General features: G+C 53.0%; 26 protein-coding genes. 6 read left to right on the top strand and 20 right to left on the bottom strand.

Features of this window, described 5'->3' with window-relative positions; all coding sequences use genetic code 11:
- Positions 1-119 precede the first annotated feature (119 nt).
- Positions 120-380, top strand: a complete 261-nt coding sequence (gene rpsT / locus M467_RS18620) for a 30S ribosomal protein S20 (protein WP_021065661.1) — start codon at positions 120-122, stop codon at positions 378-380.
- A gap of 30 nt (positions 381-410) precedes the next feature.
- Here rpsT and M467_RS18615 read toward each other — a convergent pair whose 3' ends face one another.
- Entirely contained in the window at positions 411-845 is a 435-nt protein-coding gene (locus M467_RS18615) for a GNAT family N-acetyltransferase (protein ID WP_021065660.1), read from the bottom strand.
- A gap of 9 nt (positions 846-854) precedes the next feature.
- On the bottom strand, positions 855-1,865 hold the full coding sequence (gene holA / locus M467_RS18610) for a DNA polymerase III subunit delta (protein ID WP_235045161.1): 1,011 nt from the start codon (positions 1,863-1,865) through the stop codon (positions 855-857).
- Positions 1,866-1,955: 90 nt separating this feature from the next.
- Here holA and M467_RS31580 point away from each other — a divergent pair, with 90 nt between their 5' ends.
- The gene (locus M467_RS31580; protein WP_016508105.1) at positions 1,956-2,120 is read left to right on the top strand and encodes a YqzM family protein; all 165 of its coding nucleotides are present in this window, start codon (positions 1,956-1,958) and stop codon (positions 2,118-2,120) included.
- A 59-nt stretch (positions 2,121-2,179) separates the two neighbouring features.
- Here the strand turns inward: M467_RS31580 and M467_RS18600 are convergent, their stop codons facing one another.
- From M467_RS18600 to M467_RS18570, 7 genes are all read right to left on the bottom strand, one after another.
- A complete protein-coding gene (locus M467_RS18600; RefSeq protein WP_021065658.1) occupies positions 2,180-4,312 on the bottom strand; it encodes a DNA internalization-related competence protein ComEC/Rec2 in 2,133 nt (710 codons plus the stop codon).
- 1 nt (position 4,313) lies between these two features.
- Positions 4,314-4,883, bottom strand: a complete 570-nt coding sequence (locus tag M467_RS18595) for a helix-hairpin-helix domain-containing protein (RefSeq protein WP_021065657.1) — start codon at positions 4,881-4,883, stop codon at positions 4,314-4,316.
- A gap of 155 nt (positions 4,884-5,038) precedes the next feature.
- Positions 5,039-6,682, bottom strand: a complete 1,644-nt coding sequence (locus tag M467_RS18590; protein WP_021065656.1) for a methyl-accepting chemotaxis protein — start codon at positions 6,680-6,682, stop codon at positions 5,039-5,041.
- Positions 6,679-7,650, bottom strand: a complete 972-nt coding sequence (locus tag M467_RS18585) for a BMP family lipoprotein (protein ID WP_021065655.1) — start codon at positions 7,648-7,650, stop codon at positions 6,679-6,681. The genes M467_RS18590 and M467_RS18585 overlap by 4 nt, the downstream gene beginning before the upstream one ends.
- Positions 7,651-7,793: 143 nt before the next feature.
- Positions 7,794-9,308, bottom strand: a complete 1,515-nt coding sequence (locus M467_RS18580) for a flotillin family protein (RefSeq protein ID WP_021065654.1) — start codon at positions 9,306-9,308, stop codon at positions 7,794-7,796.
- Positions 9,309-9,311: 3 nt separating this feature from the next.
- The gene (locus M467_RS18575) at positions 9,312-9,833 is read right to left on the bottom strand and encodes an NfeD family membrane protein (protein ID WP_021065653.1); all 522 of its coding nucleotides are present in this window, start codon (positions 9,831-9,833) and stop codon (positions 9,312-9,314) included.
- Positions 9,833-10,234 carry a hypothetical protein gene (locus tag M467_RS18570; protein ID WP_021065652.1) on the bottom strand — a complete coding sequence of 134 codons (402 nt, stop codon included), beginning with the start codon at positions 10,232-10,234 and terminating at the stop codon, positions 9,833-9,835. The genes M467_RS18575 and M467_RS18570 overlap by 1 nt, the downstream gene beginning before the upstream one ends.
- Positions 10,235-10,357: 123 nt before the next feature.
- On the opposite strand from M467_RS18570, the gene rnhC reads away from it, so the two are divergent.
- From rnhC to M467_RS18555, 3 genes are all read left to right on the top strand, one after another.
- A complete protein-coding gene (rnhC, locus tag M467_RS18565) occupies positions 10,358-11,269 on the top strand; it encodes a ribonuclease HIII (protein ID WP_021065651.1) in 912 nt (303 codons plus the stop codon).
- A 72-nt stretch (positions 11,270-11,341) separates the two neighbouring features.
- Positions 11,342-12,154: an alpha/beta fold hydrolase gene (locus M467_RS18560; protein ID WP_021065650.1), complete on the top strand. Its 813-nt coding sequence runs from the start codon at positions 11,342-11,344 to the stop codon at positions 12,152-12,154.
- Between the two features lie 327 nt (positions 12,155-12,481).
- A complete protein-coding gene (locus M467_RS18555) occupies positions 12,482-13,504 on the top strand; it encodes a PTS sugar transporter subunit IIC (protein WP_034796886.1) in 1,023 nt (340 codons plus the stop codon).
- A gap of 41 nt (positions 13,505-13,545) precedes the next feature.
- On the opposite strand, the gene pheT is transcribed toward M467_RS18555, so the two are convergent.
- From pheT to infC, 9 genes are all read right to left on the bottom strand, one after another.
- Complete coding sequence (gene pheT, locus M467_RS18550; protein ID WP_021065648.1) at positions 13,546-15,921, bottom strand: phenylalanine--tRNA ligase subunit beta; 2,376 nt, start codon at positions 15,919-15,921, stop codon at positions 13,546-13,548.
- Between the two features lie 12 nt (positions 15,922-15,933).
- Positions 15,934-16,956: a phenylalanine--tRNA ligase subunit alpha gene (gene pheS / locus M467_RS18545; RefSeq protein WP_021065647.1), complete on the bottom strand. Its 1,023-nt coding sequence runs from the start codon at positions 16,954-16,956 to the stop codon at positions 15,934-15,936.
- Positions 16,957-17,257: 301 nt separating this feature from the next.
- Positions 17,258-18,004, bottom strand: a complete 747-nt coding sequence (locus M467_RS18540; protein WP_021065646.1) for a TrmH family RNA methyltransferase — start codon at positions 18,002-18,004, stop codon at positions 17,258-17,260.
- Between the two features lies 1 nt (position 18,005).
- Positions 18,006-19,085, bottom strand: coding sequence for a M42 family metallopeptidase (locus tag M467_RS18535; RefSeq protein WP_021065645.1), 1,080 nt, complete (start codon positions 19,083-19,085; stop codon positions 18,006-18,008).
- A gap of 23 nt (positions 19,086-19,108) precedes the next feature.
- Positions 19,109-19,591, bottom strand: coding sequence for a dUTP diphosphatase (locus M467_RS18530; RefSeq protein ID WP_021065644.1), 483 nt, complete (start codon positions 19,589-19,591; stop codon positions 19,109-19,111).
- Positions 19,592-19,614: 23 nt separating this feature from the next.
- On the bottom strand, positions 19,615-19,869 hold the full coding sequence (locus M467_RS18525) for a hypothetical protein (RefSeq protein ID WP_021065643.1): 255 nt from the start codon (positions 19,867-19,869) through the stop codon (positions 19,615-19,617).
- A gap of 86 nt (positions 19,870-19,955) precedes the next feature.
- Positions 19,956-20,315, bottom strand: coding sequence for a 50S ribosomal protein L20 (gene rplT, locus M467_RS18520; protein ID WP_021065642.1), 360 nt, complete (start codon positions 20,313-20,315; stop codon positions 19,956-19,958).
- A 28-nt stretch (positions 20,316-20,343) separates the two neighbouring features.
- Positions 20,344-20,538, bottom strand: coding sequence for a 50S ribosomal protein L35 (gene rpmI / locus M467_RS18515; RefSeq protein ID WP_021065641.1), 195 nt, complete (start codon positions 20,536-20,538; stop codon positions 20,344-20,346).
- 30 nt (positions 20,539-20,568) lie between these two features.
- Positions 20,569-21,099, bottom strand: a complete 531-nt coding sequence (gene infC / locus M467_RS18510; protein ID WP_021065640.1) for a translation initiation factor IF-3 — start codon at positions 21,097-21,099, stop codon at positions 20,569-20,571.
- A 338-nt stretch (positions 21,100-21,437) separates the two neighbouring features.
- Between infC and M467_RS18505 the strand changes: the two genes are divergently transcribed.
- Positions 21,438-21,647: a hypothetical protein gene (locus tag M467_RS18505; protein ID WP_021065639.1), complete on the top strand. Its 210-nt coding sequence runs from the start codon at positions 21,438-21,440 to the stop codon at positions 21,645-21,647.
- 52 nt (positions 21,648-21,699) lie between these two features.
- Here the strand turns inward: M467_RS18505 and M467_RS18500 are convergent, their stop codons facing one another.
- Together M467_RS18500 and thrS are read right to left on the bottom strand one after the other, a co-directional pair.
- Complete coding sequence (locus M467_RS18500; protein ID WP_031199847.1) at positions 21,700-22,563, bottom strand: DUF1002 domain-containing protein; 864 nt, start codon at positions 22,561-22,563, stop codon at positions 21,700-21,702.
- 112 nt (positions 22,564-22,675) lie between these two features.
- The gene (gene thrS, locus M467_RS18495) at positions 22,676-24,613 is read right to left on the bottom strand and encodes a threonine--tRNA ligase (RefSeq protein WP_021065637.1); all 1,938 of its coding nucleotides are present in this window, start codon (positions 24,611-24,613) and stop codon (positions 22,676-22,678) included.
- Positions 24,614-24,697 lie beyond the last annotated feature (84 nt).

Here is a 24,697-nt window from a genome sequence, read left to right as displayed (position 1 = left end):
AATAATCATCAAGTGGTTGCTTTTCGAATAAGCGTTTGCTACAATTGTGCTTGTTCTGTTGAATGATTACTTGAAGTAATAAGAACATACACTTTCTTGTTTCAGGGGGTGACAAAACAATGGCAAACATCAAATCAGCAATCAAACGTGCAAAAACTTCTGAAAAGCGTCGCGTCGCGAACTCGCAAGAGAAAGCAGCAATGCGTACAGCAGTGAAACGTGTTGACGCTCTCGTACTCGAAGGAAACAAAGAAGCTGCTCAAGAAGCTTTCGTCCTCGCTACGAAGAAAATCGACAAAGCTGCAGCAAAAGGTCTTATCCACCAAAACAAAGCTGGCCGTGACAAATCACGTCTTGCAGCTCGCATCGCAGCTCTCTAATTAGAGACTAAAACGAAACAGCCGCCTCCATTAGGAGCCGGCTGTTTTTTGGGTTCGCATGACGTAATGGTCACCAATGCCTGGGATGTCAAAAGCGTCACCGACCGTCTCCAATCCGTTCCGTTCATAAAACCGGACCGCTACGGCTCGAGCGTTACACCACCAGTCGGCGTCGAGCTCACGATGGAGCGCCTGCAAGAAGGCAGAGCCGATGCCCCTCCCGGCGACATCGGGAGCGGTCGCCATGCCGCGCAATTGAAACGGCACGTATTCGCCCGCAAACTCACGGCGTTGCCGCATGACGGTCGCAATCGACACGACACGACCGCCTTCGACCCAGGCGAAGTGACGCGTCGTCTCCGCGTCATCCCCTTCAAAATAACACGTCTCCACCGGCAATCCTGGCCGCAACACTTCGTGTCGAAGCGGAATCACTGCTTCTAACCCTACTTCCTGTAACCCCATGTCCTCACCTCACAGTAATGTCAATTGGCAGACGAGCGTATCAAACACGATCTGCTTGTCACCCCGTCCCGTCTTCATCGCCTCATCCGCGTCGGCAATCAATGTCAGTGCCCGTCCGAGCTGAGCCTCGGAGAAATTTCGGCTCGCTTGCGAGGCCAGTTTCACCGTATACGGATGCGCCCCGATTTTCGAGGCGATTTGCTTCTCGCCATACCCCTTCTCCGTCAGCTGTTTCGCGAGATACATATTCCGATACTGTCGCGCGAGGAGTGCTAACAAACCGATCAGCTCTTGACCTTGCTTCTCTAAATCACGGACGAGCCGAAGCGCCGCATCCGCACGACGGGCCACTAAAAACTCGGACAGTTGGAACACGTTGTCTTCGAGTGTCCGCGGGACGAGATCGTTGACGATATCAATCGGAATCTCTGCCCCTTCACTCGCGTACAGTTGCAACTTCTCGAGCTCGCGGACGAGTTTGCCCCAATCATCCTGACAGAGGAATAACAGCCGTTCGACGGTCGCCCGCTCCATTTTTTGGCCGCGCCGGTTCAGCTCGTCGCCTACGTAGCGCATCAGCTCCGACTGGCTCGGCTTTTTCGCTTCGAGCACGATGGCCCGCTCTTTTAAGCGCTTGACGACTTTTTTCCGTTCGTCGAGCTTCTCCGCTTCGATAATAAAGACGAGTACGGAATAAGGCGCTGGTTGTAACGCGTATTCGGTCAATCGCTCGACGTTTTGCTTTTGCTTCTCTTTTGCCCCCGTCAAGAACTGCGCTTGTTTGACGATGACGGTCCGATACTCGCTAAAGAACGGTACCGTCTCCGCCTCATCGAGCGCCGTGTCGAGTGACGTCTCGTGCAAGTCGAGCTGCATGACATCAAAGTGGTCACCAGATGGGTTGGCCGCTTTGATGATGGCCCGCTCCCACGTCTCTAGCAAATATTTTTCTGTCCCAAACAGGACGTACACGTTCGACAACTTTCCGTTATGCAGCCACGGTTCATTCAAAACACACACCACTTTCACAATTTATTCTTATCTAAACATAGATTATCCTTCACTGATTCGCTATACTTAGGACGGAACCATTTCAAGGAGGGACTCACTATGCATATTAACTCTGTTCGCCCACAAAGCGAAAACCCGTTCGAGAACGACGTACAGTGCAAACGTAACGATGCCATCGATTCAGCAATCGGCTTCATCGTCCCGTTCGGCTTTTTCTTCACCATCTTCGCGATTGGTGTCCTCATCAAGTTCTTGAGCTTATAAGTCAGTCAGAAAGCGATTGCCCCGGGGGAGCAATCGCTTTTTTAGTTTATCATAGTTTTTCATGGCGGTACTGCCTTCGTCACAATCCCGCGACACCGATTTCGTTCACAGACGACCATCCCGTCCTCGTCCGTCCGTAATACCCGCTTTCCCTCGAGACGTTGCAACGTCTCAAGATGCGGATGTCCGTAACGATTGTTCCTTCCGACACTGATGATGACCCATTCCGGATTGATTCGGTTCAACAGCGCCTCACTTGACGATGTGTTCGACCCATGATGCCCTAATTTGAACACATCGACGTCAACGGTCGGAATCATCTCTTCCCGCGTGTCCGGCAAATCCCCAGTCAATAAATACGTGAGCGCCCCGACCTGCATGAACAGCGACACCGAGTTCGCATTCTCGTCCTCGCCCGCCTCTCCCGGTGCGACGACCCACATCCATGGATACGGCCTATCCCCGCTCGACAGGAGCCTGACCGGGACTTGATAGGTCTCCAGCTCGGCCAGTAACTCGTCCCGTTTGCCTTGATCCGCTACTTCCGCCGAGAGCCACACCTCATCGACTTCGATGGACGAGAGCAAACCGGGCAGTCCGCCGACGTGATCATGATCGGCATGGGTAAGCAATAAGAAGTCGAGGCGCGTCTCCCCTCGCTTCCATATGTACGGGGCGACGACGTCCGCTCCCGGGTCATAGGTGGACCGTTTCGATTCTTTCGGGTCTTGAAACACTCCGCCGACATCGATGACGCCCGTGACCTCGCCGTACTCGACGACGACGGCATCGCCTTGTCCGACGTCTAAAAACGTGACGCGCGGCTCTTCGACCCATTCAAGGACGCCATGCATGAGCAAGAGCGCAATCACGGCAAGCCCCCAACCGCTCCATCGTTTCCACTCAAGGAGCATCAATCCGCCCCACAGGACGACAGCGAGGCCAAGAGCGTGCCAAAACGTAAACTCATGCAGCGGAAGCCAAGGTCGCCAGACGTGATGCAGGGCGAACGTCCCATTCAGGCCATCGAGGATCGGATGCAGGAGTGGTTCAGCGGTCGGCACGATATACGCGAACAGGGCGAGCGGAATGACGATCCAGGAAATTAAGAAAGCGCCGACGACGTTATACACGGGTGCCAACACCGATATAATCGGTTGAACGGGCCATAACAAGATGAGCCCGAACCATTGAGCATATACGGCCAGCCCGAACGGTCCTGTCCAAATCGAGCGAGTCACGAGCAAGAACAACGTCATCGCAACCGTCAACTGAAACCCTAAATTCCATAGCAAGTACGGTTGCAAGGCGAGCAAGAACGCGGCGCACCAACTGAGCAACCGAATCGGGTCGCGGACACGGTAACCAAACAGTGACAGCCCGAGCAACACGTCGGCGACGAGCACGGCCCGCGCCACTGGCGGCGAAAACCCGGTCAACCATCCGAACAACGTGACCACAACGAGAATCAATATTGTCTTCGTCTCACGTCGCAACGGCAACGGCCGCGTCGTCCAACGCAATCCGAGCACGAGGAGCGCGATATGTGACCCGGAGATGACGAGCAGATGGAGCAGACCTGTCACCCGGTAAGAAAACGAGGTATCCTCATCGAGCAACCGACTCTCCCCGAACAATAACGCCTCCATATAAAGCGCCACATCCGGCCGATACGTCGTCTCGATTCTCGCGAGCTGTCGTTCCTTCCAACGGAGCATCCGTCCACTCATGCCGTCACTCGGACGACACGCCTCGATGGCGACGTCACTCCCTTTGAACGCAAGTCCGGCCCCATACGCCCAAGCCGCCTCATCGAACCCACCTGTATTGCGCAACGGTGCGAACGGGGTCTGCGTGAACGTGACGAGGCACGTCTCTCCGGGACGACCGAGCGAGAGGTCACGGCCGGTCAATACACCCTCCTTTCCGTCGATTTGTCCATACAGCCGCGCCGATTGGCCATTGTCCCGCCGGCTCTCGATGGCGAACAGATAGGGTCCGTCCACCGGCAACGGTTCGGCGTCAGGACGTACGAACACGAACAGGACGAGCAGGACGGCACCAACGTGCGCATAAACGAATTGACCACGCCAAGTGAAGGCGATGGCGACAGACAACAGGAGGCAGAGGGCGACTGATCCGTGTATCCCGGCAATGAATAGGCTGATTGGCAACAATGGATACAGTGGCATGTCATGGAACCAAGAGATAACCTTCCATGCTTTCTAACGTCTTCTCCCCGAACCCTTTGACGTTGCCGATCTCTTCATATGACTTGAACGGCCCATGCTGTTTCAAATGATTGAGAATCGCCTCGGCTTTGGCCGGACCGATGCCCGGTACGGTCATCAATTCGTCCTTCGTCGCACTGTTAACATGGACCCCGTTCGTCCCCCCGCCCGCTTCTTCAGCGGCCGGCACAACGACCGTCTCCCCTTTTTTCGGGACGCTCACTTTCGTCCCATCGACGAGCAATTGGGCCAAATTCAATTGTTCGGGATCAGCCTCGGCCGTCAAGACGGCGAGAGACAACACATCCCCGACACGGGCCCCTTGCGGCATCGTATACATATCGGGCGCCTCGACCGCCCCGGTCACATAGACGACGATTTCGGTCGGGACGCTCGGCTCGATTTCCGGCTCGGGTGTCGCCACGAACTGTTCGACCATCGGCGTCTCCGGTTCTTTCGAGTAAAACATATAGCCCACCCCAATGAATAATCCGACGAGCAGCACGACGACATACCGTCTCCACTTTTCCATACGTCTCCTCCTCGCGTGAGTCTCCCCTCTAGTATGAGCAAATAGACATCGGTGCGCCCGTTCCTCCTTTGACGTTTCTGACGCGCTTATGACCCTGATGGACGTGTGTCGCATCCGCTTCGAGACGACAAAAAAGAGACAAGCCGAAACTTGTCTCAGTTCTCTTCAAAATGTTGGACTTGGCTCGCGAGTGCGGCGGCCTGCCCTTCTAACTCCTGCATCAAGGCGAAAATTTGATCGAAGCTCGCTTGTTGTTCTTTCATCGAGGCCGCGACTTCTTCATTGCCCGCCGCGAGTTCCTCGGTCACGCCGCTCACTTCCTCGACCCGTTTCAAGACGTTCGTGACTTCCGTGCTCGATGCGACCATCTCGCGCTCGATCGTCCCGACGAACGAGGCGACGTGATCGGTCCGGTCATGGATTCGACTGAACGCCTGCTTCGTCAATCCGAACGCCTCGAGCTGTGCCGTCTGCTCACGACTCGACTCTTCGACCATATCCGTCAAGCGGGCGACCTCATCGCGAATCGTCTGGACGACTCCGAAAATCGAACGTGTCGCCACGTTACTTTCTTCAGCCAGCTTCTTGACTTCGCTGGCGACGACTGCAAATCCGCGTCCGGCCTCGCCAGCCCGTGCAGCCTCGATGGCGGCGTTCAAGGCGAGCAGGTTCGTCTGGGCGGCGACGTCTTCCACGAGTTTCGCCATTTTCTCAATCTCTTCGGTCTTCCGGGCGAAGTCATCCATCCGATTGACGAGTGATGCGTTGCGCGCGCTCGAGCGCTCTAGAATCGCTTCCTGGTCCGTCAGCGTCTCGATACCGGCCGCGACTTCACGAGTCATCTCGGTCGTCTGTTCAGTCGTCTGCTTCGTCTGGTTCAAACTCGTCTCGAACGAGGTCGCCATGATGCCGACCGATTCGAGCGTCTCTTGCAGTTCCGTTGCAATCGACTGCGCCCCGTTCGCCATCTCATCGACCGCATTCGTGATGTTCGACGTCGTGCTGACCACGGCCTCGTTCTCGGCGGCCGCTGTCTCCGTCATATCGTTCACTTTCATCGACGTGACGCGAATGGACCCGATGACCGTCTGGAGCGACATCGTCATCTCTTGCATGGCCCGCTCTAACCGTCCGATTTCATCACGGCGCGTCGAATCCGGCAACGTGATTAACCGGCCGGCCGCGATTGCTTCCGCCGCCTCAACGTTTCGCTCGAGCGGATGGGTGATCGAGCGGGCGAAGAAGAAGTTATAGACACTGAGTGCGCCGATGACGAAGACCGTCAACAATACCGATACGAGCAGGAGACGTTTCGTCTCGCTCGCCGCCTCGGCCTGTAGCGCCTCATAGAACGTACCATTTTTCAAGAGGAGTGTGTTCACATCGTTCAATACTCCTTCGAGTTTGGCGGCTTGAATCCGGGCCGCAATTCCGCCGGCCTCGGCCGTCTCCACTTCAGCTTCAATCCGTTCATACTTCGTTGTCGCCCGTTCAAGGTGCGTCGCGAACTCCGGAATCAGATATGTCTGTTCGAGCATCGCAAACGTTTCTCCGTTCGTCGCCCGGATGCGCTCGAGTTGCGTCAGCGTCGATTGACTCATCTGCTCGCCGAGCGATGTCCAAAGCGACTGTTCTTGTAAGAGCGACGTCTCGAGCTGTGACAGCTCGATCATTTGCGTGCCGTATTGTTCATTGTACGTCTGTAGACGATTGAGTGTCGTCAAAACGTAACTCATCATCAACACAATCAACAAGACCGTGAACACGGTCGAAAAGATAAACCGTTTCCGTAAACTCATTTCAGCGTCCCCTCCATCAACTGTTTCTGAAACGCCTCAAACTGTTTTGTCTCTTCGTCATCCCACTGGACACGACGAAGAGCGGCCAAACCGACACCGTTTTGATCGATTCCGAGTTCGACGTGGGTATTGAACGCCTCGTTCTCGAGTCGATTCGCGATTTCAACGATGGCCAAATCAACTTGTTTCAACATCGATGTGATGACCGCGTCCGGTGCAATCATCGATTGATCACTGTCGACCCCGATGGCCTTCACACCGTTCCGCTCAGCCGCCTCTAGAACTCCGACCCCTGTCAGTCCTGCAGCGGCGTATAACACGTCCGCTCCGGCTTCAATCTGTTTTTCTGCCAATTCGCGCCCGATTTCAGGTGATGCAAAATCGTTCGCATAGTCGACGAGCATCGTCACGTCATCGTTGACACTTTTCGCTCCGAGTTCGAAGCCAGTCCCAAACTTTTGAATCAGTTCGTTGTCGACGCCCCCGATAAATCCGATTTTGTTCGATTCCGTCTCGAGCCCCGCGACTGCACCGGCTAGCGCACTTCCTTCCGTCTCTTTGAACGTCACGGACATGACGTTCGGTAATGTCGATACGGCATCGATCAACGCGAACTGTTGCTCCGGATGTTCGGCCGCTACCGCTTCCAAGTCCTCTTGACAAGCGAACCCGAGCCCGATGATGACGTCATGTCCGTCGGCGACGAGCTGTTCGAACCCGGCCTTGTACGTTTCCGTCTCATCCAATTCGCGGTAGTCGACGAACCATTCCCCCGTCTCACGGAGTTGTCCCATGCCGCGCATCGCCGCATCGCTGAATGACTGGTCCCCGAGACCAACATCAGACAAGACGACGCCCATCGATTGACGGGTTTCAACGGTTGCTTCCGGTTGGTCAATCACAGACTGACAACCTGGCAACCAAGTCACACATGCGGCCAACAAGCCGATGATGAGTGATTTCTTCATAATCGCTACTTCCTCTCTCTAATGGTCTGACATCTCACTTATCGTCAGAAACCGATCGAGTTTGAAGCCTTTCGTTTCAAATTTAGGGGAATTTGAGTGAAACAAAAAAAGCCACAGACGATGACTTGTCTGTGGCTCCCTACTTATTCTTCCGTCGCGGCGAACGTTGACTCGCTCAACTCGCGATTCGCACTCGGCTGAACGTTGCCTTTTCCAGCAAAGTTGTCGAGTAAATCTTTCATATCGATTCCTGACGACGCTTTGAGCGTCTGTTGCAGCGATGCCATCAAGTCGGTGGCGTAACCCGTGACTTTGCCGGCTCCGCCGTCTTTGCCGCTGCCCGTATCGACGACCGTAATCTTGTCGATATTGCCAAGCGGTGCTGCGATTTGTTTCGCATAATCCGGAAGCATCTTGACGACCATGTCGAGGATGGCGGCTTGACCATACTGCTCGAACGCTTCGGCAATCTTTTGTTTCGCTTCGGCTTCAGCGAGACCCGTCAAGCGGATAATGTCGGCTTCGGCTTCCCCTTTGGCCCGTTCCGAATCGGCCTCGGCCACACCGGCGAGGCGGACCCGTTCGGCGTCGGCTTTCGCTTCCGCTTCGATGCGGTACTTCTCGGCGTCGGCTGCGGCGATTTGACGTGCCTTGTCGGCTTCGGCTGACTGCTCGATCGCGTAACGGTCGGCGTCGGCTTTCTTCTTCACTTCAGAATCGTACTGTTTCTCACGACGCATGATTTCTTTCTCTTCGAGCTCGATTTGCTTTTGACGTTCGATGATTTGGACCTGCATCTGTTGCTCGGTGACTTCTTGCTTCGCTTTCGCTTCTTCGAGCTCATACGCTTGGTCGGCGCGGGCCTTGGCGACGTCTTGTTCACGGCGATACGCCGCGATACGAAGCTGGTTCTCTTTCTCGGCTTCCGCGATTTCTGAAGCACGTTCAAGTTCCGCTTTCTTCGCGTCCTTCATCGCTTCTGCTTGTTTGATGCGCGTCTCTTTGTCCGCTTCGGCCGTGGCGATATCGGCATCTCGCTTCACTTGCGCGATTCGCGGCTTCCCGAGCGATTCAAGATAGCCGTTCTTGTCACGAACATCTTTGATAGTGAACGAGACGATAACGAGACCCATCTTGGCCAAGTCTTGTGAGGCGACGCGTTGCACTTCTTGTGAGAACTTATCACGGTTCTTATAAATCTCTTCAACTGTCATTGAACCGAGGATTGAACGGAGGTGACCTTCGAGCACTTCTTTCGCCTCGTTCTCGCGTTCGATTTTCGGTTTACCGAGGAATTGTTCGGCCGCCGTGGCAATCTCACTGATTGAGCCGCCGATTTTGATGATGGCCGTCCCGTCCGCCATGACCGGTACACCTTGCTCGGTATACACTTCCGGCGTCGTCACTTCGAGCTTGCTCGAGAGAAGACTGAGTGGTTCAGCCTGCTGGAACACCGGCAAGACGAACGTTCCGCCCCCACGGATAATCTTCACACGGTTGCCTGACGCGTCGCTATGGACGTTCTTTTTCCCTAAGTAGCTGCCGGTAACGATGAGCGCCTCATCTGGTCCGACCGTGCGATACTTCAACACGAAGACGAAAATTAAGGCGAGCAAAATCACCCCGACGATAATACTGGCTAAAATAGCTGTGTTCATACGTTAAAACTCCTTTCGGATTGTCGGTTCGTCATACTCCATGACGACCGCAATGTTTCGTTCGACTTCGATGATGACGACGCGTTGTGTCGTATCGATGGCTTTTCCGTCGACACTCTTAGCCGTTTTTAGTACGGATCCCGTTACCGATTCGACGAGCACTTCGCCAAACCCACCTTCTGGGACCGGGACCGTCAATCGACCAATCAGGCCGACGAGGGATTCATCGGTCATTCCGATCGATTCTTCCGCGTTCGATAGCGGCAAGAGGACGAATAAGTACAGGAGCGTCGTGAGCGCGAATGAACCGACGAGGGCGACGGCAAGCCCTATCATTGGCGACACGTGGGCAAGCGCATTTAAAATCAATCCGATTCCCGCACCGAGCGCTAAAAAGGATAAGATGACGGCGGGATTGAACCAACCATCAAATACATCGAACGCATCTGAAAAAATCATGTACACGAATGTACCGAGACCCGCGATGATGAGTACCCACCAATACAGCTGATCTAACGATTCCATTACCACTCCTCCTCGGCGCGACGCTGTCGTTCGTACGAAAGGACGCGGCGCAAATGTTCGACTTCGAGCGCGAGCGCCTGTTCAATCGTGTCCCACTCTGCCAACGGTCGGGTCGGTTGATTGACCGACTGTCGGACCCGTCCTAACGTCTGCTCGAGACGTAAGCGATCATAGCGGTCGACCGCCTCCATCCGTTCTTGTCGCAGAAGTGACAAATAGTGATCGACTTCCGCTTGTAACGCAATGATTTGCTCGGTCGCCGCTTCCGACGATTCCTGCATGAGCAAGCGACGCACCCTGACTTGATGGGCGATCAGTTTTGCAATCCGAGCTTCTAGCTCGAGAATATGTTTATAGAGAGATTCTGCCTCATCTTCATCCGTGTCATCGCGCCACCACATCTCCGACTCACCTCGCTTCTTTCTTTACTCACTTGTCTATACGTTTAGAGCGAAACTTTGGTTTCAAAATAACTAAAAAAAATGTAAGATTGATTTGCTAGCGTTAGAAAGGAAGTGCTCACATTGGGCAATCAAGTCATTAAATTATCAGCTACCGCCCAGGAGGAACTCATCGCGAGTTATCGGGCCCATTCAGTCAATCCTCCGCCACACGCACGATTCAGTGCTAAAACACCTCAGTGTGTGATTACGGTCTACAATTCGGGTAAAGTCATGTTCCAAGGACGTGATGCCGACACGGAAGCCGCCAAATGGGGAACGAGCATTAAAAAAGAACCGAGCGTTCCGAAAAATGTTCTGCCGGAAGGCTTTTCGGACTGGTCTGTCATCGGGAGCGACGAAGTCGGAAAAGGTGATTATTTCGGACCGCTCGTCGTCGTCGCCGCCTACGTGCCAAAAGAGAAAATCGCTCTCGTCAAAGAGCTCGGGGTCAAAGACTCCAAACTGCTGTCGGACACAGAGATCGTCCGAATCGCCAAAGACTTGCACGTCACCATCACCTATCAGAAGGCGACGTTGCACAATCCGGCGTATAATAAAATGCAACGGACGATGACGCAAGGCAAAATGACGGCCGTCGCCCATAACGCCGCCTTGTCGGCCTTATTACAGAAGCTCGATGCGACACCGGACGCCATTTTAATCGATCAGTTCGCTGAAAAGAACATCTACTATAACCACCTTCGGTCCGAAAAAGCAGTCGTCAAAGACGACGTCTATTTCTCGACGAAAGCGGAAGGACTGCATGTCGCCGTGGCCGCCGCCTCGATTCTCGCTCGCGCCTTGTTCTTAAAAGAAATGGACAAGTTAAGTGCGACACTCGGGGTCACGTTACCGAAAGGCGCCGGCGCCAAAGTCGACCAAGTCGCGGCCGATTTGATTCTTCGTTATGGTCAATCCCGTTTGAACGAGGTCGCGAAAGTTCACTTCGCCAACACGAAAAAAGCAATCCGGTTGAGCGAGTTGAAACGATAGTCCTACATTTGTAGATATGGTATATTATTTTTAGGGTTTAATGAACTTAAAAATTTTTGGAGGATAGCGTTCATGTTGCATTATAAAACGTACACATTAAGCGACGACCATCCTTGGGTCATCTTCATCCATGGCGCGGGTGGAAGTCTGTCGCATTGGTATCGTCAAATTCGGCCGTTCAAAAAGAAATATAACGTGCTCCTGCTCGACCTACGCGGACATGGCGGCTCTTACAACGCAGAACAGTCGTTGAATCAACCGCTGAACGCGTATACGCTCGATGTCGTTGTCGAAGACGTCGTCGAGGTCATGGACCACTTACAGATTGAAAAAGGCCACATGGTCGGCCTATCGCTCGGGACGATTGTCATTCAAGCGATGTTCGAGCACCATCCGGAACGAATCGCTTCAGTCGTGCTCGGCGGGGCCATCGTCAAGTTCAACGTCCGCTCGACGTTGTTGATTCGCCTCGGTAGTCTCGTACAGAGCTTCGTGCCGTACATGTGGCTATATCAGCTGTTCGCGTGGATTTTATTACCGAAGAAGCGTCATAAGAAATCACGCATGATGTTCGTCCGCGATGCGGCCAACCTCTGTCAACGCGAGTTCATCCGCTGGTTCAAGATGACCGAGAATATGAATCCGTTGCTTCGTCATTTCTCTTCGATCGAGACGAACGTACCGATTCTCTATATTATGGGCGACGAGGACTACATGTTCCTCGAAGCCGTCGAACGGACTGCGAAACATCAGCCGACGGCTCGTGTCCAAGTCGTCACTGACTCGGGCCATGTCGTCAATGTCGACCAACCCGATCATTTCAATTCAATCTCGATGGCATTCATCGATCAACAAGTTGGCTCACTTGCAGCCAGCACGTCTTAATACGAGACGATCCTTCATTGGGTCGTCTTTCTTTTTGAGCGGTTTTCAATTTTTTTCAAATTAATTTTCAGAAAATATTGATTATTGAAAAATATCGTGTTACTCTTAGACAAATCTTAACAAACGGAGGAGCTGGCAATGATGAAAACCCATGCGCAACACGGCCTACTGATTATTATTCGACTGAGGGACTGAAAATCGACTCGATGACCGAGACGAATTTTTGGGCCCTTGTTTCGATGGTTTCGGACGAGGCGCTCATGGTATGACCGACGCGCCTATCCCATCTGGATAGGTTTTTTTATTGGATTGACACACATAGAGGAGATGATGGAAGTGAAACAGTACGCAATGGACCGAATGATCAAAATATCAGCAGGAATGGCAAGCGCCGTCCTCGTCACGCTCGGGGTTGGACTCTTAATTGAAACGATTGGGAAGATGGCCGGCATCGAGACACTCGTCTTGATCGGGCAAGTCGCGAAATCATTGCTCGCCCCGGCACTCGGTGCCGGTGTCGCTTATCAGCTCGGCGGCAATACGCTCATTTTGTTCAGCTCGATGATTGCGGCAACCGTCGGTGGTGCGGCGCTCCAAGCGACCGAGAGCGGGCTCGTCCTCGTGCCCGGTCAACCGATCAGCGCCTTGATTGCAGCAGCGGCTGCAGTTTGGCTTGGTAAACGTGTTCTCGGGAAAACGAAATTTGATATGATGGTCGTCCCGGTCACGGCTGTCCTTGGAGGCGGCATCGTCGGAGTCGGCGCAGCAGCCGTCACGACACCGCTCATCAACTCAATCAGCGCCAGCATCACCGCTTCGGTCAATACGTCACCAATCGCGACATCACTCGTCATCGCGCTCGTATTTAGTGTCATGCTCATGTCACCTGCTTCATCGGCCGCACTCGCCATCGCGCTTCAACTCGACCCGGTCGCCAGTGCCGCCGCGTTGATCGGATGTACGGCCCAGTTCGTCGGCTTCACGCTCATGGCATATCGTCAAACAGATCCAGGCGGTTTGGTCGCCTCGTTCTTCGTCACACCGAAAGTCCAGTTCCCGAACGTCGTCAAAAACCCTCGCGTCGTCATGCCGCCTTTCATCGCGGCGATGATCAGCGCGCCGATTGCGACGCTCGTCTTCTCACTCGAAGTCCCTTATGAAATCGCGGGACTCGGGCTCAACTCATTGATTGCGCCGCTCAACATCCTTGCCGCGCAAGGAATGGACGCGTTCCTCATCTTCGTTGGAACGGGAGTCGTCCTTCCGGCCGTCATCACGCTCGTCTTGTATAAAGTGACATGCCTCGTCGGTTGGACAAAGTTCGGCGACTTGGCTCTTGAAGTCCAGTAAACTCAAAAAAGGTGTCCACACGTGGTGGACACCTTTTTAGGTTATGCGCGAACTTCCGCACCGTGTGCCGCTTGAACGGCAGTGAGAATCGCTTCATACGACGCCGTCACTTCTTCATCTTGAAGGGTGCGGGTCGGATCTTGATACTTGAGCGAGAAGGCGATTGATTTCTCATCGTCCCCTACGTTCTCCCCCATATAGACATCGAACAAGGCGAGGTCAATCAAGAGCGGTCCTGCCGCCTGTTTGATGGTCGCTTCGACTTGACCGGCCGGGATGTCCCGTTTCAACACGAGCGCCAAATCACGTGTGATGGATGGGAAACGTGGTACGTCTTCATAGATGAGCTCGGCTGACTGTTGCAACACGTCCAAGTCGAGTTCGAACACGTACACTTCTTTCAATCCATACACGTCTTTCGACACGCCTGGGTGGACTTGTCCGACGTAACCGATGACACGTCCGTCGATGAGCACGTTTGCGGTACGACCTGGGTGCATATCGGCAATCACGGCCGCCTCATACGTCGCTTCGACACGTAGCGCAGACAAGAGCGTCTCAACGGCTCCTTTGGCGACGAAATAGTCGACCGGGACACGCGTACCTTGTGAACGGTGATCGTACCAAAGTCCCGTCAATACGCCGGCGACGCGCTCCGTTTCACGTGGCAACGTCTCGCCTTGTTCAACATAGACGCGTCCTGTCTCATACAATCGCACGTTCGCTTGTTGACGCGACGTATTGTAACGAGCCGCCTCCAACAGACCTGGAATGAGCGATGTCCGGAGTACCGAACGCTCTTCGCTCATCGGCATTGCCAAGTTCACTTGCGTCAAGTCGGCTCCACTGAAGCGTGAGGCGTTCCCGACGCTCGTGAGCGAGTACGTGATCGCTTGCGACAATCCTGCGCCTTGGAGGATGCGACGGACGCGACGGCGCAACACGTTTTCTTTCGGGAGGTACCCTTTCGAGTGTGACGCCGGAAGGCTCGACGGAAGACTGTCATAGCCATAGAGGCGTGCCACTTCTTCCGTGATGTCAGCCGGCAACTCCAAGTCAGGGCGACGCGACGGTACGTGGACCGTCAACGTCTCGTCCCCGGTCACATCGAGACCGAGACGTTCCAAGATGCGGACAATCGTCTCTTGCTCGAGGTCCATTCCGAGTCGATGGTTGATATAAGCGACCGAGACATCAATCGTCCGAGCCGCAGAGTCTTTGTCCCCAGCGATGACGATGTCGCTAATTGTGCCACCGCTCACTTCGACGATGAGTTCGGCCGCACGGTCAAGGGCCAATTGTAACCGTTCCGGGTCGACCCCTTTTTCAAAGCGGGCACTCGAATCCGAGCGTAAACCGAGCGTACGGCTCGTCTTACGGACCGATGCCGGTGCGAAGTAGGCCGACTCGAGGATGATACTCGACGTCGTCGCATCGACTTCGGTGTTCGCTCCACCCATGACGCCGGCGATGGCGACAGGCTGCTCGCCGTCCGTGATGACCATCATCGAGGCATCGAGCGTGCGCGTCACGTCATCGAGCGTGACGATTTCTTCCCCGTCATACGCTTGGCGAACAGCAATCGTCGTTCCGAGTTTCGCCGTATCGAACGCATGAAGCGGTTGACCGAGCTCGAGCATGACGTAGTTCGTCACATCGACGACGTTGTTGATTGGGCGGACGCCTTCTGCGATCAAAATATTTTTCAACCATTGTGGCGAGTCACCGATGACGACGCCGTCGACACGGCGTGTCGCATAGTACGGACAGTTGTCTGTCTCGAGACGAACGCTGACCGTGTTCGCGACATTTGTCGTCACGTCGGCAGTCGGTAATGTGTATGGGCGCTCAAGGATGGCCGCGACTTCATGAATGATCCCGTAAAGGCTTAAGCAATCTGAACGGTTCGGTGTCAATCCGAGCTCGATCACTTCATCGTCGAGGTCTAACAGACGGATGACGTCCGCACCGACTTCGACCGGTTCGCGGAACGTGTGAATGCCATCCTGCTCGTCTTCACGAATTTGTTTCTTCTCGAACCCGAGTTCCTCGAGCGAGCAAATCATCCCTTGCGACTCGACGCCGCGCAGCTTCGCTTTCTTAATTTTAAGGCCTGGGAGACGAGCTCCGACCGTCGCCACGATGACGTGTTGACCAGCGGCGACGTTCGGCGCGCCACAGACGATTTGAACCGGGCTATCCGCACCGATATCGACCGTCGTCACGTTCAATTTGTCTGCCTCAGGATGCTTCTCGCAAGCGAGGACATGCCCGACGACGAGTCCCGACAAGCCTTCCGACCGGCTGACGACGCTTTCCACTTCAATCCCGTTTTTCGTGATTAAGTCACCGAGCGTTTGTCCGCTCAAATCGGATACGTCAATATATTGATTCAACCATTTTTTTGATAATAACATGTGTGATCCCCCTTAGAATTGCTCGATGAAGCGTAAGTCGTTTGTATAGAAGTGACGAATATCGTCCACCCCATGTTTTAACATCGCCATCCGTTCGACACCGATTCCGAATGCAAATCCGGACATCTTCGTCGAATCATAGCCTGCCATCTCAAGCACGCGTGGATGCACCATTCCGCCTCCGAGAATCTCAATCCAGCCTGTCTTCTTACAGACGTTGCAGCCTTTGCCGCCGCACTTGAAACAAGAGATATCGACTTCGACCGACGGCTCTGTGAACGGGAAGAAGCTCGGACGGAGACGAATCTCACGCGTCTCACCGAACAACTGTTTGACGAACACTTCGAGCGTGCCTTTCAAATCGGCCATCGAGATATGCTCATCGACGACGAGTCCTTCGATTTGCATGAACTGATGCGAATGTGTCGCGTCATCCTCATCACGACGGTATACTTTACCCGGGCAGATGATGCGAATCGGCTTCCCTTCTGCTTGTAGCATCGTCCGCGCCTGGACAGGCGACGTATGTGTCCGGAGGAGCGTCTCGTCTGTGATATAGAACGAATCCTGCATATCACGGGCCGGGTGATCTTTCGGGAGGTTGAGCATCTCGAAATTGTACAAATCCGTCTCGACTTCCGGACCTTCGGCAATCGTATAGCCTAGACCGACGAACAAATCTTCCATCTCATCGACAATTTGTTGGAGCAAGTGGGTATGACCTGGCAGTGACGTCCGACCTGGGAGCGTGACATCAATCGTTTCAGCCGCCAGTTTCGCTTCGAGCTCGACTGCCTTCACTTCCTCAATCCGTGCCTCTAACGTGTCTTGGATTGTCGTCCGGACCGTGTTGACGAGTTCACCCACGACTGGTCGTTCTTCAGGTGAGAGTTTCCCCATCCCGCGAAGCACCTCGGTCATCGGCCCCTTTTTCCCTAAATATTTGATGCGGACATCGTTCAACTCTTTTTGCGAAGATGCCGCTTGAATCTCTTGCAACGCCTCTTGTTGTAATTGTTCCAACTGTTCTTTCATTCTTATTTCCTCCTCTACAAAAAAAGTCCCTTCAGTCGATGACTGAAGGGACGAATAATCGCGGTACCACCCTACTTGGCCGAAATCGGCCCACTTGAGAGCATCGGTATCGGGATGCTACTTCGGTGTTGTCTCCAACACGACTCGAGAGTGAATTCAGCGCCGACCAAGGCATCGGCTCTCAGTCTCGGCCCATGCTCCCTGTACTCGTTCGGTAGTTCGCGTACTATGCTCTTTCAACGTCTATTCATTATTTTGTTCGATGTAATTAACCTATCACGATTCGTCAGTGCTGACAAGGTTATTGTAGCGCGATCCGATACATGAGAATACCGGCTGCGACGGCCGCGTTCAACGATTCGGCATCGCCGAGAACCGGGATATGGACACGCGTGTCACACAAGTCGAGCACGTCTTGATGTACGCCTTGTGCCTCGTTGCCGATGACGAGCGCGACCTTCTCACTAAAATCGACTTGCTCGTACGATGTCGCTTTCGCGAGAGCCGTGCCGTAAATCTGGAAGCCTTCGCTCTTCAATTCAGGCAACGTCTCGAGCAAATCGACCGAGCTCACGTTGACGTGGAACAAAGAACCTTGTGTCGCGCGCACGACTTTGGCATTGAACGGGTCGACCGTCCCTTTGCCGAGAAGGACCGTATCAAAGCCGGCCGCGTCCGCCGTTCGAATCATCGTTCCGAGATTACCTGGGTCTTGGATTCGATCGAGAACGAGCACATGTTTCATCTTTCGTTCGACCGGGGCCATCTTGACGACAGCGAACACACCTTGCGTTTTCTCTGTCTCTGACAATAAGTCAGCCACATGGTCGGATAGTTCAAGGACAGGCATCTCATCAAGGCGCCATGATCCTTTCGGGGTATACGACTCCCCCATAATCAGCTGGACGAGACGTCCGGCACGGATGGCCTCGTCGACCAAATGCTCGCCTTCGACCAAAAATTGTCCGGACTCTTGTCTGCCTTTTTTCGTCATCAAACGCTTTAAGCGCTTAATCGTCTCACTTTTCGTAGACGTGATTTTCGTCATATTATCCCTCTTTCAACCATTGAACCGTTTCGTGGTCGAGTCGTTTCGTGAGCGCTACGACCAAATCGACGGCTGCTTCATAATCTGCTTTGTGAATGATTGAGACATTCGTATGCAAATAACGGACCGGTACCGTGAGCGCGACGGCCGGCATCCCGACACCTGCCAAATGGAAGCGGCCAGCGTCCGTTCCACCGCCCGGCGTCAAATCCAATTGGTACTTGATGTCGTTCTCTTTCGCCACTTCGACGATCAAATCGATGAGGCGCGGGTTCGTGATGGTCGTCGCATCGAAGAAGATGACTTGAACGCCTTCCCCGAGTTTCGACAATCCTTCTGCCGGTGTCATCCCTGGTGTATCTCCAGGAATACCCGTATCGACGGCGATGGCGACGTCCGGTTTGACCAAGTTGGCAGCCGTGACGGCACCGCGCAACCCGACTTCTTCTTGGACCGTCGCTCCAGTAAAGACAACACCCGGAACTTCGTCGTCTTTCAATCGTTTTGCCGCCTCGATGGCGATGGCACAACCGATTCGGTTATCCCACGCTTTGGCCATCAAGAAGTCTTCATTTTTCATGACCGTGAACTCACAGTGCGGGACGACCGTATCGCCCGGGCGAATGCCCCACTCCGCGACTTGATCTTTCGACGTCGCACCGATATCGAGGAACATGTCTTTAATCTCGACAGGTTTCTTGCGCGCCTCGAGCGGAAGCACGTGCGGCGGTTTCGCACCGATGACTCCAGGGATTTTTTCGCCTGAGCGTGTGACGACGTCCATGCGTTGCGCGAGCAATACTTGGTTCCACCAGCCACCGAGCGCTTGGAAACGTAAGAAGCCCCCTTCTTCGATTCGTGTCACCATGAAGCCGACTTCATCCATATGGCCGGCAATCATGACACGCGGTCCATCCGCGTTGCCCGTCACCCGTCCAAACAGACTGCCTAACCCGTCTTGTTCGAACGCTTCCACGTGAGGCTCCAAGTATTCGCGCATCAATGAGCGGACTTCTCCTTCATTTCCCGGGACACCGGTGGCATCCGTCAAGCGTTTCAGCATATGTAATGATTCGTTCATGGGACATCGCTCCTTCGTTTCGATTAGTAACCTTGATTTTGTCGCTCATGGTTCTTTTCATTTTTTGCCATATACGCCATCACCATCAACTCTTCGTTGATGCCGAGCGTATAGCCAAGTTCGAGATAAGCCGCCATCAGCGTCTCGTACATCGGTTCCGTCTTCGACAAACCAAAGTTCGTCACTTTGCGGAACACGTCTAAAAAAGCGTCAGTCGCATCAAGATACGAGCTACCTGCTGGGAACGAATCGCGTTCATACCCGAGGGCAAGACCGAGCGACAATAAGAAATGAATGCCGTCGACATACTCTTCTAAGATCACGTCTTGAGGCGACGGGCCCTTCGTTGACCAAAATTTAAAGCTACGGGTCTCATTGGCGAGTTCACCGAGTTCGACGAGCAAAGCGAGTAGCCGCTCATCAAATTGGTTCCCGGATAGTTGATGTTCTTCTTTGATCCGCTCATCTAATTTACGCTGCCGATCAAATAATGTTGTCCAGTTCACCGGTTGCTCCTCCTATTCTGCATTCAAAGCAGTACTAAAATCATTAAAGACCAGCCGACTGCCAAAATCAATACTTGTATTTGAACGCTTTTTGGGGCATGAACCGCCTTTTTCCGCGTCAAATGAAGCCCAAACAGAGCACCGATCGCACCGCCGGCATAAGCATATAAGACGTTGAAATCACCTTCGCCGAGCGTGTACCGTTTCGCCTGCAAATAGGTGTAGACGTTCAAGACGATGAGTGCCAACGCGACGATGGCCAAGACAGATGGATTCATAGTCCGCCCTCCTTATCTTAAGTTTAAGGAATTAATCAGAAAAAAGAAAGCGCCGAGATAAGGTCTCGGCGCTGTCGATTGAACGATTACGCGTTCAATTTTGATTTAGCTGTATCAGCAAGTGACGCGAATGCCTGTGCATCTGTCACAGCAAGCTCAGCAAGCATCTTACGGTTGATGTCGATTCCTGCAAGCTTGAGGCCGTGCATCATACGGCTGTATGAAAGACCGTTTGTGCGTGCTGCCGCATTGATACGTGTGATCCAAAGACGACGGAAATCACGTTTCTTTTGACGACGGTCACGGTAAGCGTACATGAGTGACTTCATGACTTGTTGTTTTGCTACTTTAAATAGAATGTGTTTCGAGCCAAAATAACCTTTGGCAAGCTTGATTTGCTTTTTACGACGTTGACGAGTCGTATAACCGCCTTTTACGCGTGGCATATGGTTTCCCTCCTAAATTCTTTCTGTATTACTTCGCGATCATGTTGCGAATGCGTTTGAAGTCTCCAGCTGAGACGATAGCACCTTTACGGAGCTTACGTTTCGCTTTAGTCGATTTGTTACCAAACAAGTGACTTGTGTAAGCGTGTGAACGCTTGAGTTTACCTGATGCAGTACGTTTGAAACGTTTAGAAGCACCACGGTGCGATTTCATTTTCGGCATGAGTATTTCCTCCCCACTATGACTCGATGATTAATCTTCTTTCTTCGGAGCCAGCACTAAGAACATGCTGCGTCCTTCCATCTTCGGCTTTTGCTCAACTGTTGCCAAGTCGGCACATTCCGCCGCCAATTTTTCCATGACGCGTCGGCCGATTTCCGAGTGTGTGATGGCGCGTCCGCGGAAACGGATCGACGCTTTCACTTTGTTACCATTTTCAAGGAATTTGCGAGCGTTACGCAATTTCGTTTGGAAATCGTTTTCCTCGATTGTCGGACTGAGGCGCACTTCTTTCAATTGGATGACTTTTTGGTTTTTACGCGCTTCTTTCTCCTTTTTCTGGAGTTCGAAACGGTATTTCCCATAGTCCATAATTTTAGCGACCGGTGGGTTAGCTTTGTCGGCGACCAAGACGAGATCGAGTTCAGCCTCTTCTGCTAAACGTAATGCTTCATTACGCGATTGCACACCGAGTTGTGCACCGTCCGCTCCAATTAAGCGAACTTCACGGGCACGAATGTTTTCGTTGATAAAGAGCTCTTTGCTAATGGTTAGCACCTCCATCGTGCGGTTGCACGAGTTTTAGATTGATAAGACAACATGGCAATAAAAAAAGCGTCGGCAGTTTCCCGCCCACACATCATTTCGGAGACAGTAGAGACCAAGGCTCGACTGCTTCACGTACATGATGGACCTGACCGAATCTGTTCGGACGAGGTGAGAAGCGGGCGCTTCTGCTTTGTTGTATTTAATCACTATGTCATCTTAACACCAATAGGATTAAGATGTCAAGAATTCGCGCATGAATAATTGGTAGCTCACACTTTTATGATGATAACAGTCATTTCGCTGTTTCGCAATACCTTTTCCAAGGGAATAAAATAAAAAAGGAGGGATGGACCGTGTCTTGGAGAAAGCAAGTGAAAGACGACCATGATTATCACGACCAAATCAAACACATCGTACAAGAGACGATGCGCCACCATGAAGTGAGTGATGCCAAGCTCGAAGCGATTTTGACGGACTTATTAGAAGAAATGAACCGAATCACGTTGAAGATTGTCGACGACCATGAGTCCGCTCGCGACTATATCCATAAACGATGGTATTGAAAAAGGGCGCTCGCCCTTTTTTCAATACCATCTATCACATAGTCAACGTCGATCAATTCGTTAATGACTTGAAGAAGTTGCTGAGTGCTTCGAACAAGCGGGCGAAGAAACCTTGGACTTCCTCGGTCTCGAGGAACGCCTGGACGTCTTGTCCGGCCCCTTGTAGCCCGTTGCTGATCGCTCCCCAGTCCAGGTTCGCTTGCTGCATGTTTTCGAACAGCGTCGTCAATTGCGTCAATTGCGTATCAGACAATTGGACATTGTTTTGATTCAACACTTGGATGACGATATCGCGAATCTCAATGTTCGTCTCCGGTGCCTTGTTCGCAATCTCAGCTTTAATCTCGTTCATGAGACCGGCCACGTCCTCTTGACCGACTGTCTTCCCGATTTCAGACGTGACAGCCAGTTCTTCCTGTGCCAAGTCTTTCCGCTCTTCGGACAATTGAATGCCTGTCTCTTCCGCTGTCTGATCGTACGCTTTCATGATGCCCGTCAAGGCCGACGTCCCGGTGACACGAATCGGAGATGTGATGTATATGTCGGCATCGGTGACACCGGCGGTCACGAGCGCGTTCGCATACATATCTTCGGTGACCCATGTCACGTTTTCCGTTTTGATATCGAGTCCAGTCCCGTCAGTCAGTTTGATACGGGCTGATGAATACATACCCCCGCCGCGTTGTGCTTGTGGGACGGCATCCCCTAAGTACTTATCTTCATCGGCCGCGGTCGTGATGATCGGTTCAATTCCAGCCGGTGCCTCAACTCGTTCGAGCACCCAATCCCGTTGGCTGGCTGATAATGATTCACCGAGTGTGACAATCGTGTCATCGACGATGGCTTCTGCGTTTACTTTTGGAATCATGCTTGTCGCGACGACCGAACCGATCGTCAACGCCACTAATGGTTTCATATAATTCAAAATGAATCACTCCTTTCTTCTACCTTACGTTTCCATCACCCGTTCCGCATCCGTCTTGAGACCGAAAAAACGACCACCCTTCCGGCGAAGGATGGTCGACCGATTAACGTGAACGGTTCGCGATTTCTTCTGTGAGGGATGCCAAGAACGCATCGAGTGTGGCCGATACTTGTTCTTGCTGTCCGTAGCGGCGGATGTTGACCGCACGCTCATCGCGCTCTTTATCACCGAGGACGAGTGTCATCGGGATTTTCTTCATCTGTGCTTCTCGGATCTTATAGCCGAGCTTCTCGTCACGGAGGTCCGTTTCGACACGGACACCGCGCTTGACGAGCTCTGCCTTCACTTCTGCGACATATTCGTCGTGAACGTGCGAGACAGGAATCAATTTGACTTGAACCGGGGCGAGCCATGTCGGGAACGCTCCTTTATACTCTTCGATCAAGTAAGCGACGAAACGCTCCATCGTCGAGACGACACCACGGTGAAGGACAATCGGACGATGGTCTTTGCCGTCTGGTCCTGTGTACGTCAAGTCGAATCGCTCAGGGAGCAAGAAGTCGAGTTGGACTGTCGACAGTGTCTCTTCTTTGCCGAGCGCCGTGCGGACTTGGACGTCGAGTTTCGGTCCGTAGAATGCCGCTTCACCTTCCGCTTCGAAATAAGGGAGACCGAGCTCATCCATCGTCTCTTTCAATTGACGTTGGGCTGTTTCCCAAATCGCATCGTTGTCGAAGTATTTCTCTTTGTCGGCCGGGTCACGGTACGACAAGCGGAAGCGATAATCCTTGATGCCAAAGTCGGCGTACACTTCTTGAATCAAGTGGACGATATCTTTGAACTCTTGTTTCATCTGCTCCGGTGTGACGAACGTATGCCCGTCGTTCAACACCATGTAACGGACGCGTTGGAGGCCTGTGAGCGCCCCTGACATCTCGTAACGGTGCATACCGCCGAGCTCAGCGATGCGAAGCGGGAGTTCGCGGTATGAGCGCGGCTCATGTTTATAGATCGTCATGTGGTGCGGACAGTTCATCGGACGAAGGACGAGTTCTTCGTTGTCCATCTCCATTTTCGGGAACATATCGTCTTGATAGTGATCCCAGTGCCCCGATGTCTTATATAAGTCGACCGAACCGAGGACCGGTGTGTAGACGTGCTGATACCCGAGCTCGAGCTCTTTGTCGACGATATAACGTTCGACCGTACGACGGATTGAGGCACCTTTCGGGAGCCACATCGGCAAACCTTGGCCGACTTCTTGCGACACGAAGAAGAGATCGAGTTCTTTCCCGAGTTTGCGGTGATCGCGCTCTTTCGCTTCTTCCAATAGACGCAGGTGCTCCGCGAGTTGTTCTTTCGTCGCGAACGCCGTTCCGTAAATCCGCTGAAGCATTTTGTTGTCCGAGTCGCCGCGCCAGTAAGCACCGGCCACACTCATCAACTTGAACACTTTCAATTTCGATGTCGATGGGACGTGCGGTCCGCGGCACAAGTCGAAGAATTCGCCTTGATGGTAAATCGTGAGCGTCTCGCTCGCCGGGATATCTTCAATCAATTCGATTTTGAGTGGGTCCCCGAGCTGTTTGTAGCGCTCGAGCGCTTCGTCGCGCGAGACGACTTCGCGTGTGATGTCCAAGTTCTCGTCGACGATTCGTTTCATCATCTTCTCGATTTCTGGAAGGTCTTCCTCGTTGATGCGGCGGTCCATCTCGATGTCGTAATAGAACCCGTTCTCGATTGTCGGTCCGATGCCGAGGTAGATGCTACCTTCTTCGCCGTACAACCGTTTGATGGCTTGGGCCATCAAGTGGGCTGACGAGTGGCGCATCAAATCGATGCCGTCTTCTGAGTCGGGCATGACGAGCTCGATTTTACCGTTCTGTTCAATCGGACGACGGTAATCAATCATCTCACCATCGATTTTGGCCGCGATTGCTTTTTTTCGGAGTCCTGGACTGATCGAACCTGCTACTTCTTCTGCTGTGATGCCGGCCTCAAACTCTTTGACGGCCCCATCTGGAAATGTCAATTGAATCATGTGTCAACTTCCCCTCTCTACATTTAAAAGAAAATAAAAAAAGCCCATCCCTATGAAAGGGACGAGCTTTGATTCTCGTGGTAC

The sequence above is a fragment of the Exiguobacterium chiriqhucha RW-2 genome (genome assembly GCF_000416965.1).
Taxonomy (GTDB): domain Bacteria; phylum Bacillota; class Bacilli; order Exiguobacteriales; family Exiguobacteriaceae; genus Exiguobacterium; species Exiguobacterium chiriqhucha.
This window is presented reverse-complemented; position numbering and strand designations above follow the sequence as displayed.